The sequence below is a fragment of the Hydrogenimonas urashimensis genome (genome assembly GCF_016593255.1).
Lineage (GTDB): Bacteria > Campylobacterota > Campylobacteria > Campylobacterales > Hydrogenimonadaceae > Hydrogenimonas > Hydrogenimonas urashimensis.
In genome coordinates this window covers 376,367-394,951 of record NZ_AP023212.1, presented here as the reverse complement: position 1 = coordinate 394,951, position 18,585 = coordinate 376,367, and the positions used below count along the sequence as shown (strand labels likewise).

Annotated in this window: 15 protein-coding genes; 13 read left to right on the top strand and 2 right to left on the bottom strand. The window is 51.9% G+C overall.

Annotated elements, in window-relative coordinates; translation table 11 throughout:
* Positions 1-8 precede the first annotated feature (8 nt).
* Genes JMG82_RS02005 through JMG82_RS01990 form a run of 4 tightly spaced genes read left to right on the top strand, consistent with a single transcriptional unit; the run spans position 9 to position 4,944 of the window.
* Entirely contained in the window at positions 9-1,388 is a 1,380-nt protein-coding gene (locus tag JMG82_RS02005; protein WP_201353271.1) for a phosphomannomutase/phosphoglucomutase, read from the top strand.
* A gap of 52 nt (positions 1,389-1,440) precedes the next feature.
* Complete coding sequence (locus tag JMG82_RS02000; RefSeq protein ID WP_236579203.1) at positions 1,441-2,067, top strand: M48 family metallopeptidase; 627 nt, start codon at positions 1,441-1,443, stop codon at positions 2,065-2,067.
* Complete coding sequence (locus JMG82_RS01995; protein ID WP_201353269.1) at positions 2,064-4,334, top strand: AAA family ATPase; 2,271 nt, start codon at positions 2,064-2,066, stop codon at positions 4,332-4,334. The genes JMG82_RS02000 and JMG82_RS01995 overlap by 4 nt, the downstream gene beginning before the upstream one ends.
* A gap of 40 nt (positions 4,335-4,374) precedes the next feature.
* Positions 4,375-4,944, top strand: coding sequence for an acyl-homoserine-lactone synthase (locus tag JMG82_RS01990; protein ID WP_201353268.1), 570 nt, complete (start codon positions 4,375-4,377; stop codon positions 4,942-4,944).
* 189 nt (positions 4,945-5,133) lie between these two features.
* Here the strand turns inward: JMG82_RS01990 and JMG82_RS11910 are convergent, their stop codons facing one another.
* A complete protein-coding gene (locus JMG82_RS11910; RefSeq protein ID WP_201353267.1) occupies positions 5,134-6,270 on the bottom strand; it encodes a methyl-accepting chemotaxis protein in 1,137 nt (378 codons plus the stop codon).
* A 414-nt stretch (positions 6,271-6,684) separates the two neighbouring features.
* On the opposite strand from JMG82_RS11910, the gene JMG82_RS01980 reads away from it, so the two are divergent.
* The 9 genes from JMG82_RS01980 (at position 6,685) to hypF (ending at position 17,873) form a co-directional block, all read left to right on the top strand.
* The gene (locus tag JMG82_RS01980; RefSeq protein ID WP_201353266.1) at positions 6,685-7,278 is read left to right on the top strand and encodes a TetR/AcrR family transcriptional regulator; all 594 of its coding nucleotides are present in this window, start codon (positions 6,685-6,687) and stop codon (positions 7,276-7,278) included.
* Positions 7,275-8,150, top strand: a complete 876-nt coding sequence (locus JMG82_RS01975) for an NADH-quinone oxidoreductase subunit B family protein (RefSeq protein WP_236579164.1) — start codon at positions 7,275-7,277, stop codon at positions 8,148-8,150. The genes JMG82_RS01980 and JMG82_RS01975 overlap by 4 nt, the downstream gene beginning before the upstream one ends.
* Complete coding sequence (locus JMG82_RS01970; RefSeq protein ID WP_236579163.1) at positions 8,150-9,418, top strand: nickel-dependent hydrogenase large subunit; 1,269 nt, start codon at positions 8,150-8,152, stop codon at positions 9,416-9,418. Before JMG82_RS01975 ends, JMG82_RS01970 begins: the two co-directional genes overlap by 1 nt.
* Positions 9,419-9,756: 338 nt before the next feature.
* Positions 9,757-10,980 (top strand): hydrogenase small subunit, encoded by a 1,224-nt coding sequence (locus tag JMG82_RS01965; protein ID WP_201353264.1) that lies wholly within the window; start codon positions 9,757-9,759, stop codon positions 10,978-10,980.
* A 2-nt stretch (positions 10,981-10,982) separates the two neighbouring features.
* Positions 10,983-12,728 (top strand): nickel-dependent hydrogenase large subunit, encoded by a 1,746-nt coding sequence (locus JMG82_RS01960; protein WP_201353263.1) that lies wholly within the window; start codon positions 10,983-10,985, stop codon positions 12,726-12,728.
* Between the two features lie 12 nt (positions 12,729-12,740).
* Entirely contained in the window at positions 12,741-13,439 is a 699-nt protein-coding gene (locus JMG82_RS01955; protein ID WP_201353262.1) for a cytochrome b/b6 domain-containing protein, read from the top strand.
* A 69-nt stretch (positions 13,440-13,508) separates the two neighbouring features.
* Positions 13,509-14,060 (top strand): HyaD/HybD family hydrogenase maturation endopeptidase, encoded by a 552-nt coding sequence (locus tag JMG82_RS01950; protein ID WP_201353261.1) that lies wholly within the window; start codon positions 13,509-13,511, stop codon positions 14,058-14,060.
* A gap of 44 nt (positions 14,061-14,104) precedes the next feature.
* A complete protein-coding gene (locus JMG82_RS01945; protein WP_201353260.1) occupies positions 14,105-15,517 on the top strand; it encodes a hydrogenase in 1,413 nt (470 codons plus the stop codon).
* 43 nt (positions 15,518-15,560) lie between these two features.
* Positions 15,561-17,873 carry a carbamoyltransferase HypF gene (gene hypF, locus JMG82_RS01940; protein WP_201353259.1) on the top strand — a complete coding sequence of 771 codons (2,313 nt, stop codon included), beginning with the start codon at positions 15,561-15,563 and terminating at the stop codon, positions 17,871-17,873.
* Here hypF and JMG82_RS01935 read toward each other — a convergent pair.
* Positions 17,845-18,558, bottom strand: coding sequence for a transposase (locus JMG82_RS01935; RefSeq protein ID WP_201353258.1), 714 nt, complete (start codon positions 18,556-18,558; stop codon positions 17,845-17,847). The two genes, hypF and JMG82_RS01935, sit on opposite strands and share 29 nt — an antisense overlap.
* Positions 18,559-18,585 lie beyond the last annotated feature (27 nt).

Genomic DNA, 18,585 nt, shown 5'->3' with positions numbered 1-18,585 from the left:
TATATTGCATGCAGCATATTTTCAGAGAGTACGATATCCGGGGTATTTTCCAGGAAGACCTCAACGAAAAGACGGTGAAACTGATCGGATATTTTTTGGGAAAGAGGATCAAAAAGAGGGGAGACTACGCTGTCGTGACCTACGATGCGAGAACCCACTCGCCGCAGCTTTCGGACTGGCTGGTCAGCGGTCTTAATGCGGCGGAAGTGATCGTGCTCCACGGCGGCCTCGTTCCCACGCCCGTCAACTACTTCTGCAACTTCAACACCTTCCGGGTGGGCGGCAAAGAGGTGATGCCCGCCGGCGGTATCCAGATTACCGGTTCCCACAACCCTCCCGAATACAACGGTTTCAAAATCACGATCGACCAGCTTCCTTTCTACGGAGAGGACATCTACGCCCTGGGGCGCGAGGTTGAAGCGAACAGCCACATCGCCATCGCCGACGAAACCGACGCCATAGAAATCCCCGCTCTGGAAAAATATGTTGACTACCTGACAAAGGAGTTTTCGGCTCTGAAAGGTTTCGACCCGAAGATGGCGATCGATTGCGGCAACGGTGCCGCCGGTGTGGCGATCGAGCCGCTTCTTGAAAAACTGGCGATATCTGCCACGAAACTCTATTTCGAGCCCGACGGCACTTTTCCCAACCACCATCCCGATCCCAGCGAAGAGGAGAATCTCGCAGATCTCAAAAAGGTGCTGCAGAAGGGCGCGGCCTACGGCTTCGCCTTCGATGGCGACGGCGACCGCATCGCGTTTTTGAGCAGAAAGCACAATTTCAAAGGAGATATACTGGCTCTCTTTTTCGCCAAAACAATGGAGAATCCCACCGTGATCGGCGAAGTGAAGTGTTCCCAGGTCATGTACGACGGCATCAACGCAATCGGCAAGGCCATCATGCATAAAACGGGTCATTCCAACCTCAAAGTACTCCTAAAGGAGACAGGCGCCGACCTGGCGGCGGAAGTGAGCGGGCATATCTTCTTCAATGACCGCTACTTCGGATACGACGACGCCATCTACACGATGCTGCGGATCCTCGAAATGCTGAAAAACGGTTTCGATTTCGATGCCGAATACGAAAAGCTTCCGGTACTCTACAGCACGGACGAGATCAAGGTTCCCACGACCGACCAGAAAAAATTCGCGATCATCGATGCACTCAAAGCGCTTTTGAACGAAAGAAAGAGTGAACTCGGCATCAAAGATATCGTAACGATCGATGGCGTGCGGGTCATTTTCGAAAACGGCTGGGGACTTGTCCGTGCCAGCAATACGACACCGATTCTCGTTACCCGGTTCGAGGCTGTCTCCCCCGAAGCGCTGGAACGTATTCGGAATCTGCTGAACGAAATGATCGAAGAGGCAAAACACACTGTCGGCTGATAACGCTTTTTTGCACATCTGCGATGACGGTACCATACTCTCCTGCGCCGTGATGCGCAGAAAAGGTCAAAAAAACCTCTACCTGCGCGTCAAAAGTGACGGAACAATCCATCTCTCGGCTCCTCTCTCCTTTCCGATGGGAGAGATCAAATCGTTTCTTGTTTCAAAAGAGGGCTGGGTACTCAAACGCCTGAAACAGAGGCTCGAACACGCCCGTGTCAATCCTTCCGTCTTCACGGAGGGGTGTCGGGCATGGTATCTGGGGCGCGACTATCCCGTCATCGCAGAATCGGCACGGTTCAGTGAAGTAAGATGGGAGGGGGATCGGTTTGTTTTTCTCATGCGCACCCCCGACGATCTAAAGAGGGCGTTGCGCGGTTTCTATACCGAACATGCCGGGGAGTTTTTCGAAAAGAGAGTCGCCTACTGGTCCGCGGTAACGGGACTTTTTCCCAAAGCGGTGCGCCACCGCTGGTACAGGAGCCGTTGGGGCTGCTGCAGCCGTGACAACATCGTCACCTTCAATACCGCGCTTATGTGTTACGATACCGACATTATCGATTACGTTGTCGTGCACGAATTGGCGCACATCCGCTACAAACATCACCGAAAACCTTTCTGGCATCTCGTGGCGGCACATATTCCCGACTACCGTGAGCTGCGAAAGAGACTTCTGTGAAACTGAGCGGAAAGGTTGCAAGGATTCTCTTTCAGAAAGAGGGATTTCTTATCGCGCTGCTCGAAGGCGGAACCAAAATATCGGGAAACTGCCTCATCGCCGATATCGATGCACTCGTGGGGCAGGATGTCGAGCTGGAGGGGACATGGCAGGAGCATCCGAAGTTCGGCCCGCAATTTGAGTTTACGGAACTTGGCATAAAAGGAAGCGAACTCTATTTCTATCTGACCAAAGTGGTCAAGGGAGTCGGCAGAAAGCTGGTCAAACGTCTTATCGACCATTACGGCGAGGAGGAGCTGCTTCGGATACTCGATGAAAATCCGCAGAAGCTCCTCGCATTCAAAGGGATCAAGGAGAAAAAACTCGCCCAGATTACGCAGAGCTGGCAGCGCTACAAAGAGATCCGTGATCTCGCGATGTTTCTGGCACCCTACCGGATCAATCAAAGCATCGTCGGCGAAATCTATCAGACATTTTCCGGCCGCGACGACATGATAGAGGCCATCCGCCGCAACCCCTACATCATCACACAGGTCAAAGGGGTCGGATTCAAACGGGCCGACGAGATGGCGCGCTCCATGGGGCTGGATCCCCGATCCCCTTTCCGTGTCGAAGCCGCCATAAACTATCTGATCAGGGAAATCAGCGAACAGCAGGGCAGCAGTGCCGTCGAAAAAAGCCTCTTTGTCCAAAAGTTGCAGGAAGAGCTGCGGATGGAGAATGAAACGGCCCTGATCGAAGATGTCATAGGGAAAATGGTGAAGGAGGAGACCCTCAAAGAGATCGGCGGCCATCTGGCCCACACCTTCTATTTCACCGCCGAAGAGGGCATCTGGCGTTTTTTCAAGAGGAGGGCGAAAATCCGCCTCGAACCTCTGGTCGAAGATATCGACGCCTTCATCGCCGAAGAGGAGAGGGAAGCCGGTTTCCGTCTGGGAGATGAGCAAAAAGCTGCCGTGCGCCTGCTCAACGAAGGTGTCACGGCACTGGCCCTCGTCGGATACGCCGGAACGGGAAAGAGCACCAGTGCCAGGATGATGCTCAAGCTTCTTGAAAGACGCTACGGATACGATGCCATCGTAACCACGGCACTCAGCGGTATCGCTTCCCAGCGCATTCACGAAACAACGGGCTTCTGCTCCGCCACGATTCAGAGCCTTCTGGTCGCCCACAGGGAGCAGGAGTGCCTTCCCTATGATGTCGTGCTTCTCGACGAAGCCTCGATGGTCAATTCGCAGATATTCTATCAACTCATCTCGAAACTCAAAGAGAACACGGTTTTTCTCGTTGTCGGGGATGACGGACAGTTGCCGCCCATCGGTGCGGGGAACACACTCTCAGATATTATAAAATATGAACTGCTTCCCGTCATCAAACTGACCAAAATCTACCGACAGAGCGAAGAGCTCGCAATCGCCGTGATCGCCGACGCCATACGACGGGCACAGATTCCGGAATATCGCAGAACATATGCCGATTTCAAATTCGTCGACCTGACGATTCCCCATTACCATGCCGTGCGTCACACGCTGAGGGAGGAGGAGAAGAGGGAACTGAGAGAGCGGCACAATCTGGCGATTCTCGAAGCGATCAAAAAAGAGGCGGTCCCCTATATACTCGAAGCGAGGGAGTCTCTGAAAGAAAAAGATGTCCGAGCATACCTGGGCCATCTGCAGATCGTCACCCCGATGCGGGGCGGTCCGCTCGGTGTCGAAAATCTCAACCGCCATCTTCAGGCGCTCTACAATCCCTATGCCAGGCAGAGTGTTGAAAAAGGTGCCTATACATACAGCCTTTTCGACAAGGTCGTCCATATAAAAAACGAAAATATGCCCACCTGGTCCTCCGAAAAGTTCAAGAAAGAGGAGGGGGCCGTCGATCAGCGCATCTTCAACGGAATGATAGGATTCGTTTTCAAAATGGACCCGGAGGAAGAGGAGTGTTTTGTCTATTATCCCAACGAAGATCTGGTAGTACGGTACGGCTACGAGATGCTTGGAGAGTATCTGACACTCGCCTATGCGCTGACGATCCACAAAACCCAGGGGATGGAATACGATACAGTAATCATTCCCATGAGTTACAGCCATTACATCATGCACAATGCCAAGCTTCTCTATACCGCCGTGACAAGGGCGAAGAAGATGTGCATCATCGTCGGTGAAGAGACCGCTTTCAAAGGGGCGTGCCGCCGCGTCGACACCGCCAGGCGAAAAACCGTGCTGCAACTGCTCGCAGAAAGCGAATCGGTCGGGAAATTGGTATAATGTTTTTTTCAAAAATCATCGCCAACCCAAAGAGTCCGATGTGAAAATCGTCAAGGCCGAAACCGAAGAGCTTCTTCGAAAGATATACAGGCTCCGCTACGAAGTACTCTGCAAAGAGATCAAAACTCTGGACAAATCACACTATCCCGACGGCCTGGAAAAAGATCGATACGATGCGTATGCCGACCACTTCGCCGTCTTGGATGAAAAAGGGGAGATGGTCGGATGTTTTCGTCTCATCTACCGTTCTCCCATCGGCTTTCCCACTCTCAACGTCATGGAGATGAATGACTTGCTCGAAGAGATCCCCGCCGAAAAACTGTGTGAAATATCCCGCATCACCGTCGATCGGCGCTACCGGAGTATCCAGACCGCCATCAAAATCTTCAAGCTCATCATGCTCAACGGCTGCCCTCTGATGAAGCGGGAAGGGATGGAGTATCTGCTCTGTGCCGTCGAAGGTAATTTCTACCGGCTTCTTCGCATAGCGAATGTTCCTTTCGAAATCATCGGGGAGCCGAAAAAGTATCTCGAACGGTACCGCTATCCCGCCCTGATGTCGATGGAGAAGTTGGCCCGCAAAAATCCCAAATACTGCAAATACCGTTAACAGCTTTTCTGTTTTCAAGTGGCATTTTACGGCATCCGCCGGAGTGATTGTCAAAGGTATCGGCAAGAGAATATGCCCGAACAAGGGCCGGTCTGCATCCACGTGCAGATGAACGATCCAACAAAGTTCAACGCGATTTTATGAAGAATAATCCAAAATAAGGCTTTGGCAGACTGGCCGCAACGGATGTCAGACGGCGGCTATCTGCTCTTTGAGGGCGTTGACTTTGGCAATGAGCGTCTGGATGACGCTGTGGTTGTCTTCGACGATTTTTTTGATGGCCTGAATTTTCTCGGTCAGCTCTTTCGTCATCCCTTTTGTTCGGATCACTTCGTCCTCGATGATTTTCGAGTTTTCGATATCGTCGTTGCTGAGTGCGACGACACTGTCGATGAGCCTGTCCGCTTCTTCCATGCTGCGGTGGGCTTGCGAACTCTTTTCGACGAGTGTCTGCATGTTTCGCGCATCATGATCGACCTGTTGGGAAACGTCGCTGACAGACTGAACGATCGTGTTGATGGTGATATTGATTTCACTCAGACTTTTCTGTGTCTTTTCGGCCAGACTTCGCACTTCATCGGCGACAACGGCGAATCCCCTCCCGTGTTCTCCTGCCCTTGCGGCCTCGATGGCCGCATTGAGTGCCAGAAGGTTGGTCTGGTCGGCGATGTCCGAGATGATGCCCAAAACATCCTTGATCTGCGCGGTCGTATCCGCAAGCGACTGCAGACGCGTGTTGACCTCCAGACTGCGCTGATGCTGATTATCTATATTTTCGTTCAGTTCGACGATGACATCCTGCGCCGTTTTTATGGATTGCCCCACATGGGTTATTTCGGCCTGCAGCTTCCCGGAAAATTCGATATTTTTCCTTCCCTCGTCCTGTGCAGTGTCGAGAGATTCGTCGATTTTTCGCGACATTTCCCTTGTCTCTTCGACAATGGCATCGACGGTTTCGGATGTTTGCTGTACTCTGTTTTCCAGGCGACCTATCTCCTCGGCGAGGGAGCCGAGATCGACGACTTGCTGAACCTTGTCGCGAAAATTGTTGATCGCATGCATCAGTTTTTCATACTCGATACTGTATTTGGCATCAACTCTCAAGGGCATGGAGAGTTTCATCTCTTCCAGATAGCGTGTCATCTTTTTCGTCAGGTCGACACCGTTGAACTTTTCGTCGAGGTCGTGGACAAAGATAACGAGCGCGATCACCACCTGTACGGCCGTACCGATAGGATTGTCTGTAAACAAAAATGCATTGAGAAGCAGCAGCGCGATACCGATCCAATGGACGAGACGCATGCGGAAAAAGAGGGAACGGATCATTTCCTACCTTTTGGATAATGTTATTATACTATGGATAAATCGGTAAAAAAGGAAATTGTTTTATTGGCCAATTCAAAAACCGGTGTCGTTTCAATCCGCCGTTTCTCACAGAGAGTGAAAGCGGATAGTGACCGCTGTCGATTTCGATGATTTTATCCGAACTACGTGGACGATTATGCTATGATGCCACTTGATAGTATCCTCTGCTTGGGACGTGGCCACATCCAAGCGGCGGGGTGTCCTTATGCTTTGTTATAGACTATTAGCTTTACAACGGTGTCATCAGAGGATTGGAATCTCTCTTTGGATCAATTTCCAGTTAGGGTATCGGGATAATTTTGGCACCTACATTCGGTTATAATTTTGCCAAAAGTGTCTCTCATCAACCGATGAGACCAAATATTGGAGTGAGATGTGAAATCGTCAACAAAAGAGGAACGTCGTCTTCAAATTCTCTCGGGGGCGCTGAAACTTTTCGCGCAAAAAGGGTTTCATGCTACAACCATTCCGGATATCGCCCGCCATATTGGAATGAGCGTCGGAAATTTCTACAACTATTTCCCTTCCAAAGAGATTCTGGCCCAGGAGATTCTTCGATACATCTCCGCCTATCTGGGGAAGCGGATTCGAAAGATCAATGAAAGCGCTCTTTCCAGTCGGGAAAAAATCCGTGGAATCGTCGAAACCTACTTCGAAACGGCACAAAACGAACCGGAAATGATCGATTTCTTTTTAAGGGTCTATCTCTCCAATCGGGAGGTTTTCGGAGAGGGGTGCGAAGGGATGATATGCGTCAACGAATTCGTGACGGAAATTATGATCTTCTTCGACGACGGTGTAGCGCGGGGCGAGCTGAAAAATCAGGATTTTTTCAGTGCTTTCGGGCTTTTTATGGGGTATCTTGGCGGGATGGTTTTCCTGGCCGGAGAGTCGATCCTCCCCAAACCGATGGAGGCTTATATTGACGATATTTCCATGAATATCTATAACGCCCTCAAGGTGGCATGATGCGACTACTCTGGCTCTCGGCACTTGCATGCAACGGAAACGCCCATGCCCTTTTGAACTATCCGGGTTTTAAAGTATGGCAGAAAGAGTTCGAATGGCTTTACCATCCGCTATTACCATCCGAATATAGTTTCAAAGAGGTTGAAAAAGGGATGGCCGAGGGTTGTGACGTGTTGCTGGTCGACGGCACATTGGAAGAGGGGTACGTGAAGTACCGACGGCCTTATATGGAGCTGTTGGAGCATTACGGTAAACAGGCGCACCATATCGTAACGGTAGGGACCTGTGCCACTTTTGGCGGTATTTTCGCTCAGGGTGGCAAGGGGCGCAGTGGTCTGCATTTTCGAGGAGACGAGCGTCTGGATATTTTCAAAAACTTTTGGCAAAAAAGCATCAGCCTGCCCGGGTGTCCCGTGCAGCCGGAAGTGCTCGCGGGAACCCTTTCACTGTTAAAAAGGAAAACGGACATCCCATTGGACCCTTTGCGACGACCCAAATACTATTATGCCTACACCGTGCACGACGGCTGCATTCGTAACGAATACTTCGAATACAAAATCGACGAACACCGTTTTGGCCGACTGGAAGGGTGTATGTTCTACGATCATGGCTGTCAGGGCACCTACACACACGGCAGCTGCAACAAAATTCTCTGGAATGGCCTGGGTTCCAAAACCCGCAACGGTCAGCCCTGCATGGGATGCACCGAGCCCGATTTTCCCAAAGAGAATCTTTGGCAAACCCCCAAGCATATGGGTATACCAGCGCGGATGCCCCTGGGTGTTCCCCGCAGGGCCTATCTCTCTTTGGCGGGCATCGCCAAGGCCTTTCGCATCGAACGATTCTACACGCCCTTGATGAAAGAGGAGTGATGGCGACCCGCACCCGGTTGGAACTGATCGAAAAGATCGAGGGAGAAGCCCAGGTTCTCTACGAATACGAAGGAGAGCGAATCGGTTTCGCCCAAATCCGCTTTCTGAGCAGTCGCCATATCGAAAAGATTCTCGAAGGGCGGGACCCGATGGATGCGCTTAGCATCAATCCCAGGGTTTGCGGCATCTGCGGTCATGCGCACCTGATCGCCACGGTTCGGGCGTTGGAAGATTGTTACGAGGCCATTAAAATAAGCGACAAAGCGCTGAAAATCAGGGAAATGACCCTAAGCCTGGAACTGCTGCAAAACCATTTCAAATGGTTCTACCTGACGATTCTGCCTCTTTTGGACATTGAAGCACCGATCGAGAGGGCTTTGGAACCCTCTCGACTCGCCGGTGAGATGATCGCCCTGTTGGCAGGACAATACCCTCATAACAGTTACGCGATTCCCGGAGGCATAACGGGAGAGATCACCCCTGTGGATCTTTTGGAGTTTCGACACCGATTGGAGCAACTTAAAGAGATTTTTCGGCGTTATCTGATCGATGTGGATCTCGATTATTTTGTTAGATGCGACCGTATCGAGGAGATGCTCGGTAAGAAAGGGGACCTTCCCCAGGCGATGCGAACGATACTCGATCTTGGCTGGGAACGGATGGGTCAGAGTCTGGATCGCTTCATCGTTTTTGGAGAGAGCGGTTTTTTCATAAGCGGAAAATCGACGGCCACCCGCATGAGAAAGCATCTGGATCTGCGTTATTTGAAAGAAGAAAAGATACAAAAAAGTGCCGCACGTTTGGTCGCTTACCGGGGACGCGCCTACGAAACGGGCCCACTGGCGAGGGCGATGGTCATGAAAACACCGCTTATCAAAGAGGCTCACCGGCGGTACAAAGATTCGCTTTTTAGCCGCATACTCGCCCGCGTCTGCGAAGTACCTAGGCTCCTGCGCTATCTGGATGAAACACTGCAGAAGCTGGACCTCTCCCAGGCGGCCTGGATCGATCCGGGACCCATGCCGAAAGAAGCGAAAGGCACGGGTGTCGTCGAAGCGGCCCGGGGTTCGCTGATTCATCAAATAGAGATCGAAGAGGGAAAAATTGCCCGTTACCGCATCGTAACGCCAACCCAGTGGAACCTGGGCAACGGCAGTCGCGACAACCTCTATCCTGCCCAAAAAGCGCTGATTGGGCTCCATCGTAACGATCCGGCGGAACTGGTTTTCAAAGCTTTCGACGTCTGTTCGGTCTGCACGACGAAGTGAGGGAAGAGGTAAGAAGTAAGAGATTTTGTCTATCAAGTAACAAAAGTGCTGTGTGAGGCATAAGACATTCAGTTTTACTTTCCAAACTTGCATCGGGCATTGGATAGATTTGATATTTTAAGTTGGAGATTGCCGGTGGCGATGAGGGTGCTGAATATACTTTTTGAATGCAGACCTTTTCAACTCTCATCTTTTATCTCATAGTTTAACCTGGTCCGTTTTTTAAATAGGATTTAAAAAAATTTATCAAAAATTTAGTAATTTTCTGATTTTTAAGCCATTTTTCAATTTGGCTCCCATAGAATGGTGAATGACTATTCATTCGTAGGAGGTAGAAGATGGATCGACGTGATGCATTGGCCAAAATGTTCAGCGCCAAAGGGGTAAGGGTCAATACCAATCGGGGTGAGGCCTATTACGAAAAATTGAAAAAAACGATGGAAAAGCGTCTACGACAGCTGAGGGAATCGCCGGCGGCCTCCAAAGTCGATATCCACAAGGTACTCGACGCCGAAGGGCTCAGCCGACGCGATTTCATGAAGTGGGCCAGTGCGATCACGGCGATGCTGATGCTGCCCGCCTCCTTCACACCCCTGGTGGCCGAAGCGGCGGAATTGATGAACCGGGTGCCTATCATCTGGATCGAACTGCAAGATTGTGCCGGCAACTCCGAGGCGATTCTTCGCTCCGACTCACCGACGATTGACGAGCTGATTTTGGAGACCATTGACCTGGAGTTCAACGAAACTTTGATGTCGGCGGCCGGACATCAGGCCGAAGAGCATCTTGAAGAGGCGATGAAGACCTTCAAAGGAAAGTATCTGTGTGTGGTAGAGGGTTCCGTTCCCGTGGGAGTGGGAAAAGAGTGGTGCACCATCGGCGCCAAAGCGGAAACCTTCGAAGAGCATCTGCTCAAAGTGGCCGGCAATTCGGCTGCAGTGGTGGCGGTAGGAACCTGCGCCACATTCGGTGGCGTCCCCGCCGCCTCGCCCAATCCGACAGGTGCCGTGGGCGTACAGGATATCGTCAAAGGCAAGCCCATCATCAACATTCCCGCCTGTCCCGCAAATCCGGCCAATATCACGGGAACGATTCTTCACTTCGTTTTGACCGGACAGATTCCAGAGCTCGACCATCTCAACCGTCCCAAGTTCGCTTTTGGATACCGTATTCATGACAACTGCGAACGCCGGGCCCACTTCGATGCGGGAGAGTTCGTCGAGGAGTGGGGTGACGAGGGAGCGCAGAACAACTGGTGCCTCTACAAAATGGGCTGCAAAGGGCCTATGACCTTCAACAACTGCTCCATCGTCCGTTACAACAGCGGGACCAACTGGCCCATCGGCGCCGGGCACGGGTGCATCGGCTGTTCCGAGCCACAATTTTGGGACAAATACGCCTACGAACGCCCCATGGCCGACGCCAATATCAAAGCGCCCACCGGTGGAGTGGAGAAGAGTGTCGACCAGTTCGGTCTGGGGCTTTTGACCGCCGCGGGTGTGGGAATCGCCATTCATGCCGCCATCAGCGTTGCGGCAGGGAAAAAAGAGAAGGAGAAGTAACGATGAGCAGCAAACATATTATTGTCGACCCCATCACCCGGATCGAGGGGCACCTTCGCATCGAGGCGGTGATCGATGAGAACAATGTGATCAAAAACGCATACGTCAGTTCCACGATGTTCCGGGGGATCGAGACGATCCTCAAAGGACGCGACCCCAGAGATGCCGGACTCCTGGCCATGCGAATCTGCGGCGTATGTACCGGCACACACTACCAGCGTTCCATCGAGGCGGTGGAGAATGCTTTTGGTGTTAAAATTCCGAAAAACGCCCGCCTGGTGCGTAACCTGCTGCAAGGATCACTCTATATCCACGACCATGTGGTTCACTTCTATCACCTTCACGGCCTGGATTGGATCGACATCACCAGTGCCTTGAAAGCCGATCCCGCCAAAGCGGAAGCGGAATCCTACAAATGGACCGATACCCCATACGGCACCAGCAAATCGGAATTGAAGCAGATTCAGGAGCGATTGAACAAATTCGTCAAACAGGGACGTCTGGGACTCTTTGCCAACGGCTACTGGGGCAACAAACACTACAAACTCACTCCGGAACAAAATCTGATAGGGGTTGCCCACTACCTTCAGGCACTAGATATGCAACGGGATATGTCAAAGCTGATGGCGATCTACGGCGGCAAGATGCCCCATCCGCAAAGTATCGTCGTTGGAGGAGTCACCTGCGTGCAGGATATTCGAAATCCCGCGCGCAACGCCCAGTTCAAATCGATTCTCACCAAAGCGCGCCAATTCATTAAAAACGCCTATCTTGCCGATATCGCGATGGCGGGTACCGTCTATGCCGACGAAGCCCTGGACGGTACCGGCGCAGGCTTGAAAAACTATATGGCATACGGCGATTTCCGTCTCGATGACAACGAGTTTTACAAAGCGGCACTCCTCTTCCCCAGTGGAGTGGTGCTAAACGGCGACTTGAACAAGCTCCACCCCTTCGATCAGTCCAAGGTGACTGAGGATGTCACCCACAGCTGGTACGACGCTCCGGCGCCCCAACACCCCTTCGATGGTACAACAGAGCCCCACTATACGGGCTTGGAAAAGAAATCTGACGGTTACGCATACCTGAAGACCGAAGAGAAATACAGCTGGGTCAAAGCGCCGGTCTACGACGATCATCGAGTCGAAGTGGGACCATTGGCGCGCATGGTGGTCGGCGTGGCAGTCAAAGACGAGCGGATTACCAGGTATGTCATGGGCTTCCTGGACCGGCTGGGCGCATTGCTGGGACTGGGCAAAGCCGCACCGGCCGGTGTCCTTTTCTCCACTGTCGGGCGTACTGCCGCCAGGGCTATCGAAACGGAACTGATGGCAGACATGATGATGGAGTGGATCGATGAATTGGCCGCCAACGTAGCGGCAGGCGACCACAGCACATGGACCGAGTTCGATTTTGATGCTGTCAGTAAAGAAACCAAGGGCTACGGTCTTGCCGAAGCGCCGCGAGGTGCTCTGGGACACTGGGTAAAAATCAAAGATGGCAAGATCGAAAACTACCAGGCGGTCGTTCCCTCCACATGGAACGCTTCACCCCGAGACGGAAAAGGGCGTATGGGAGCCTACGAAGCGGCGTTGATCGGCACCAAAGTGGCCGATCCGGAGCAGCCCCTGGAGATCCTGAGAACCGTCCACAGCTTCGACCCCTGTATCGCCTGTGCGGTTCACATCGTCGATACCAAGGGCCGGGAATTGGGTAGTTTCAAGGTCAGCACCAGCTGCTCCATCTAAAGGAGGCGCATCATGAAAAGCAGGTATCGTAAAGTCAAACGTATGACCATCGCCATGCGAATCAACCACTGGATAGTGGCGATCTGTATGGTCGCGGCGGTGGTAACAGGCCTTTATATCGGCCATCCCTACTATCAAACGCTTATCGCCGAACCGGCGGTGGATAAATACGTGATGGCCTGGAACCGCTGGGTGCACCTGATGGCGGCCATTGTCTTCGATGTCAGTTCGGTGGTGATCTTCTATCTCTACTTTTTCAGCCGTTTCGAAAAACCGATCAAGAAAATCGTTCCCACTTTCAAAAATATCGGTGAATTTATTACGGTATTCATCAATTTGATTACTTTCAACCGAGTCAAGAAATTCGATTCCGCCCATGCCGACAGTTTCAATGCGGTCTATTTCTTCATCTTTCACCTGTTGTTGTTGTGGATGCTGTTGACAGGGCTTCAACTCTATGTCCACGGTTTGGAGAGCGGACACAGCAGTATCGGCGACTGGTGGCCCGCACTCCTTCACCTGGCGACCGACTGGATCGTGGCCTTTACCGGAGGTACCTACATGGATGTGCGTATCAGTCACCATACCACAATGTATTTCATCATCGCCTGGGTAATGTTTCATGTCTATTACGAAGTATGGCGCACCATCTTCTGGCAGGAAGGGGATATCGCCATCGTTTTTGGCGGCACCAAATTCGCCAAAAAGTGATCGTTTTCGGGCTTCTGCCCGAAACGAAATAAAAGTGAGAAGTAAGAGATAGGAATTGAAAGGATTGTTTTGCGCATAGCAGTGGTAGGTGCCGGGACGGTCATTTTCCGTGACGAAGGGGTAGGGGTTTACGCTCAGCGCTACCTTCAGGAGAATTACGAGTTCGACGGAAACGTGACGCTGGTAGATGGCGGCGTCCTGGGCTTTCAGCTCATGACCTACTATACCGATTACGACAAGGTCATCATCCTCGATACCATCACGATGAAAAACGAGGCGCCCGGAACGCTTTTCAACATTCCCGGCGAGGAGTTGCTGGGGTTGGGAAGCTACAAACAGACCGCCCATGAGGTGGAGATCGTGGAGATGCTGGAAATCGCCGCGCTCAACGGCAATCTGAGTGACGTGCACATTATCGGCATCGTTCCAGAAGACATTCTGAGCGTCAAAGCGGGCCTGAGCGAAACGCTGAAGAAGGCTTTCTTTGATTTCATAGCCGAAGCGCTCAGAGAACTGGAGCGAAGCGGGGTGACGTATCGAGAAAAGAGATCGGGCATGCCGCTTAATGAAGTGATCTCCTGCTACGCCGAACCGACGGCCCCACGCTTCGTTCCTCAATAAAACCAATACACCAACAACCAATTACAAGTTACAAGGCAAAAAGAATGTCCATCGTCCAAACCATCGAATATAAAATAGAACACCGATATTTCACAGGGTTCCTGCAGCATGCCATCGATGAAACCGGTGTGAAAGGCAGCGTGGAACAAAAAGAGGGGGTCATCACTTTGATCCTTGATGAAAGCGATGCCGAAGCACTGGAGCGCTTCAGCAACTATACGCAAAAGTATCTGCCCCATTCCATCTTTTTGGGAGAGATTACCACAAGAAGGGAAGATCGAGAACCCGCCCAAAGCCGCTTCCATTCTCCGGTCTATCCCATCGCTCCCTGTCCCCTTTGTCTGGAAGAGATTACCGACCCGGCCAGTGACCGCTACTTGGACGATACGGTCCGTTGCACCCACTACGCCAACGACGCGGTATTCGAAGATCGGGATCCTACCTGTTTTTCTCCCCATTGCAACGGTAACGACACGGTCTTGCTCTGTGATGCGACGAAAGCCCGAGAGCTTTTTCTGGCTACCGACGAGGAGCTCAAAGCTCTCTTCTCCATCGAAAAACCCACGCTGAAACTGACCGTCAAAGACCCGGAACTACAGGCAATGACCGGTCAAAAATTTTTACGAATCAAGGCCCCTTACAATGTCAAAAGCGTGCTCGCTGCTTTAAACGCCAAAGAGAGCGGCATCAGTACCCTATTTTTCAACGAGCGGCCCAACGAGCCCACCGTAGTTTTGGTACAGGAACATCTGCATATGGTGTATGACAACCGCATCAGCGCACCGCTGAAAAATCTCCATGCCGATCCTGTGCTCAACCGCTTCGTTAATGTGGCGAAAGAGGCTAATGCGAATCAGGCCGTCGGCGCCTACCTTAGCCGAAACCGTGGTATCAGTTTTCCGGTTTTGATCAATCAAAAAGTCAAAAAAGCGCTCGAGTTTCCTTCTTTCGAGTTGCAAACCACTTTGAAAACGATGCTAACTGACAAAACCCGTTGCCGTCTCCTTGAAAACTTCACTGAAAGATATCCCGATGAATCGGAAATCCTTTCCGGAATGAAAACGAACGATCTTTTTGAAGCGATCATGGCTGTCATGGGTCAGGAAGATGGTTCCTTCGCAGCACTCAACGATCTGGCTTTGGAGTTTCACGGAAACGGCGGCCTGAAAATCGATATGAATTTTGGCGAAAACGGCTTCGACTATGCCGCGATGCTTGGGTCGATCATGAGTTTCCGTCTGGCGGGCGCGGAGCCCCACTATCTGGCCTACAGCATTTTCGAAGCCTTCGGCGATATGACCATTTCCGTGCTAGGGCAACTCAAACGGGAATTCAAGATCGACAAATTCCTGCTAATGGGTGATTTTTTCGAAAGCACGGTGCTTTTCAGCCGCGTATTGAGCAAATTCCAAATTTCCAAACCCTATTTCTCCACTCGGATCGCACTGGATGGGTAAACAGATATGTTACAATCGGAAAAATCTCTTTTTCTGAAAAATTATGCCTCAAAACCTTTCTTCTTATCGACTCTTCTTTCATGGCATTGTTCAGGGAGTCGGATTCCGTCCCTTCTTCTATCGTCTGGCACTGCGCCATGGGCTGAAAGGGTTTGTCCGAAATGACGAAAAAGGGGTGGAAGCGGTTGTCGAAGGAGAAGAGCGAAAACTGAAGAATTTTTTGGAGGCTTTGCCACAAGCGTTGCCCCCTTTGTCCCGCATTGACGGGATGGAAGTGCGCCAGATTCCCTCTCACGGTTATGAGTGTTTCGAAATTCTCTCTTCCCAAGCCACCGCCGAGAAATCGACAGCCGTCAGCCCCGATATCGCGGTTTGCTACACCTGTCTGGCCGAAATGCGCGATCCGGCCAACCGACGCTTCGGCCATCCTTTCATAACCTGCACCGATTGCGGACCCCGCTACTCCATCATCCGTACCGTTCCCTACGACCGGCCCAACACCTCCATGGCATCTTTTTCCATGTGCGATGCCTGCAAAACGGAATACGAAGACCCGACAAGCCGCCGCTACCATGCCCAGCCCATCGCCTGTCCCGAATGCGGGCCCACTCTATCGCTATTATGCAAGGATGACCGGGGTGAATGGAGAAAGGAAGAAGGAGAACAGGGTGAACTGATCGAGAAAGTCGTACGGCGGATACGCAATGGAGAGATCGTAGCCATCAAAGGGTTGGGCGGTTTTCATCTGATATGCGACGCAACCCATGCCGAAGCGGTGGCCGAGTTGCGTCGCCGCAAGCGTCGTCCTGCCAAACCTTTCGCCCTGATGGTCAAAGATCTCAAGATGGCCGAAGGGCTGGCGCAAATGGATGAAAACGAGCGCTCGCTGCTGCTTTCAAAAGAGCGCCCCATCGTGTTATTGAGACAAGCTTTCTGTACACAAAGTATTTTGAACGATTCACCCGTCGCCCCGGGAATCGACCGCATCGGCTTGATGTTGCCTTATACGCCGCTGCACCATCTCCTTTTCGAGCATCTGGATGTGCCTATCGTGGCGACCAGTGCCAATCTCAGCGACGAGCCGATCATCCGCGACGGTGAAGAGTTGCGAAAAAAACTGGGGAATGTCGTCGACGGCCTGCTCGATCACGACAGGGAGATTGTCAACGCCTGCGACGACAGTGTGGCGCAAATCGTCGATGGACGCGTGCAGTGGCTCCGGGTGGCCCGAGGCATCACGCCCCTGACATTGACCTTCGACAAAACGGTCGACAAGCCCATCCTGGGAGTGGGGGCCAACCAGAAAAATACCATCACGCTGACTTTTGGCAACAAAATCGTCGTCAGTCCCCATATCGGTGACCTGGGAAGTCTTGAGGCGATGGAGTATTTCGATCGAACCGTCAAAACCTTCGAACGTTTCTACGAGTTCAAGCCCCAAACCGTTGTCACCGACCTGCACCCCCTTTACGAAAGCACGAAATGGGCCCAAAGAAAGACCAAAAATCCTCTCTTGCCTCTCATGCTTCAAAAAGTACAACACCACTATGCCCACGCGTTGGCGGTGATGGCGGAGCACGGATGGCGCGAGAAGGCGTTGGCGATCGTCTGGGACGGCACCGGTTACGGAGAGGATGGCACGATATGGGGTGGCGAAGCGATGATCGTGGATGTATACGGTTTCGAACGCATCGCGTCATTGCGCCCCTTTCGGCTGCTGGGTGGCGAAAAGGCGGTCAAGGAGCCCAGGCGGGTGGCCCTGGCGCTGCTTTTCGAGTTTTTGGAGCTGGAGGAGGTACTGGCTCTACGCAACCCGACGGTCGAATCTTTTCGACCCGAAGAGATTCGCCTGCTGCACAGAGCCTGGGAGCGGGGCGCCAACGTGCCGACAACCAGCTCCATGGGACGGCTTTTCGACGGTGTGGCTTCGCTGATGGGGCTTTGTCAACAAATCAGCTACGAGGGGGAAAGCGGCTTGCTTCTGGAGGCGCAGGCTAGTAAAGATGGAAAATGGACGACGGAAAATGGAGAATTGGGAGAATTGTTGGTGGTGAAGGATGGAATTATCGACTGGGAACCGCTGCTTCGCCGATTGATTGAAGGGCGTCTTGTCCCGGCAGCGGCTTTTATTCAGGCATTGGCAGAGATTATCGTCTCCCTCTCCGATTCTCATCCCAATCTACCTCTCATTCTCACCGGCGGGGTCTTTCAAAATAGGACACTGATGGAGAAAGTTTTGCCCCTGCTGCAGGATAGAGAGCTTATGCTGCCCGAACAACTGCCGCCCAACGACGGAGGCATCGCCTTGGGACAGGTCTGGTATGCGCTCAATCTGCCCGTCGAAGAAGATCGATAAGTTTCTCGAAACACTTTTCTTTGTAGTTGAATTTGAACTCCGCTTCCTTTAGATAATAGATGAAATTTTCCCTATCCACTCCACGATAGGGCTTCATGAATCCATCGAAATAGTGTCGAAAACGCTCGATGGCATTGTCGTGACTCTCCAGCCTTGCGATACGGTGGAAAATGAGAAAACGGGAAAACTCTTTCCAGTACTGTTCGTGCATACCGTCCTCGAGCAGCGTGGTTTTGTAACGCTCAAGAGAGGGCATGAGAATGTTGTAAACCCTGTTTCCGTAGACGAAGGTCAGAAAATTCTGGGCATCGAATATATAGCGCTTGTCGCGGCGTTTGTTGTGATCGAGATAGAGGGTCTCTTCGTATTGCTCCACCTGCTCACGGGCCGCTTCGTAGTCACTTTCGAGCAGCGGCAAAAGAGATTTTCTAAGATGGTCGTAGAAGTTTTTGGCGCTGACGTAACTGATTCCGAGTTGCTCCACAGCCGCTTTGACGCTCTGGTTACGGCAAAAGGATTGTGCCAGGGTCAACCGACGGCAGATTTTTTTGGGAGAGTAGCGCCGACGGCAAGCCCGGCACTTGATGCGACCGTCTGAAAGTCGATAGACCGCTGCACCGCAGTAGAAGCAACATTTGGAAAAATTTAGTCCGTTTTTTAAACAGGAATAACGTTCTTTCATCATGGTTTTATCATAGCGCGTTACAATAAG

What these genes read in the sequence shown, in the direction of transcription:
- JMG82_RS01970 (WP_236579163.1), top strand. Translation starts at nt 8,150, where the DNA reads ATGGCGACCCGCACCCGGTTGGAACTGATCGAAAAGATCGAGGGAGAA.
- JMG82_RS01935 (WP_201353258.1), bottom strand. Translation starts at nt 18,558, where the DNA reads ATGATGAAAGAACGTTATTCCTGTTTAAAAAACGGACTAAATTTTTCC.
- JMG82_RS01965 (WP_201353264.1), top strand. Translation starts at nt 9,757, where the DNA reads ATGGATCGACGTGATGCATTGGCCAAAATGTTCAGCGCCAAAGGGGTA.
- JMG82_RS01975 (WP_236579164.1), top strand. Translation starts at nt 7,275, where the DNA reads ATGATGCGACTACTCTGGCTCTCGGCACTTGCATGCAACGGAAACGCC.
- JMG82_RS01960 (WP_201353263.1), top strand. Translation starts at nt 10,983, where the DNA reads ATGAGCAGCAAACATATTATTGTCGACCCCATCACCCGGATCGAGGGG.
- hypF (WP_201353259.1), top strand. Translation starts at nt 15,561, where the DNA reads ATGCCTCAAAACCTTTCTTCTTATCGACTCTTCTTTCATGGCATTGTT.
- JMG82_RS01955 (WP_201353262.1), top strand. Translation starts at nt 12,741, where the DNA reads ATGAAAAGCAGGTATCGTAAAGTCAAACGTATGACCATCGCCATGCGA.
- JMG82_RS02005 (WP_201353271.1), top strand. Translation starts at nt 9, where the DNA reads ATGCAGCATATTTTCAGAGAGTACGATATCCGGGGTATTTTCCAGGAA.
- JMG82_RS01945 (WP_201353260.1), top strand. Translation starts at nt 14,105, where the DNA reads ATGTCCATCGTCCAAACCATCGAATATAAAATAGAACACCGATATTTC.
- JMG82_RS02000 (WP_236579203.1), top strand. Translation starts at nt 1,441, where the DNA reads ATGCGCAGAAAAGGTCAAAAAAACCTCTACCTGCGCGTCAAAAGTGAC.
- JMG82_RS11910 (WP_201353267.1), bottom strand. Translation starts at nt 6,270, where the DNA reads ATGATCCGTTCCCTCTTTTTCCGCATGCGTCTCGTCCATTGGATCGGT.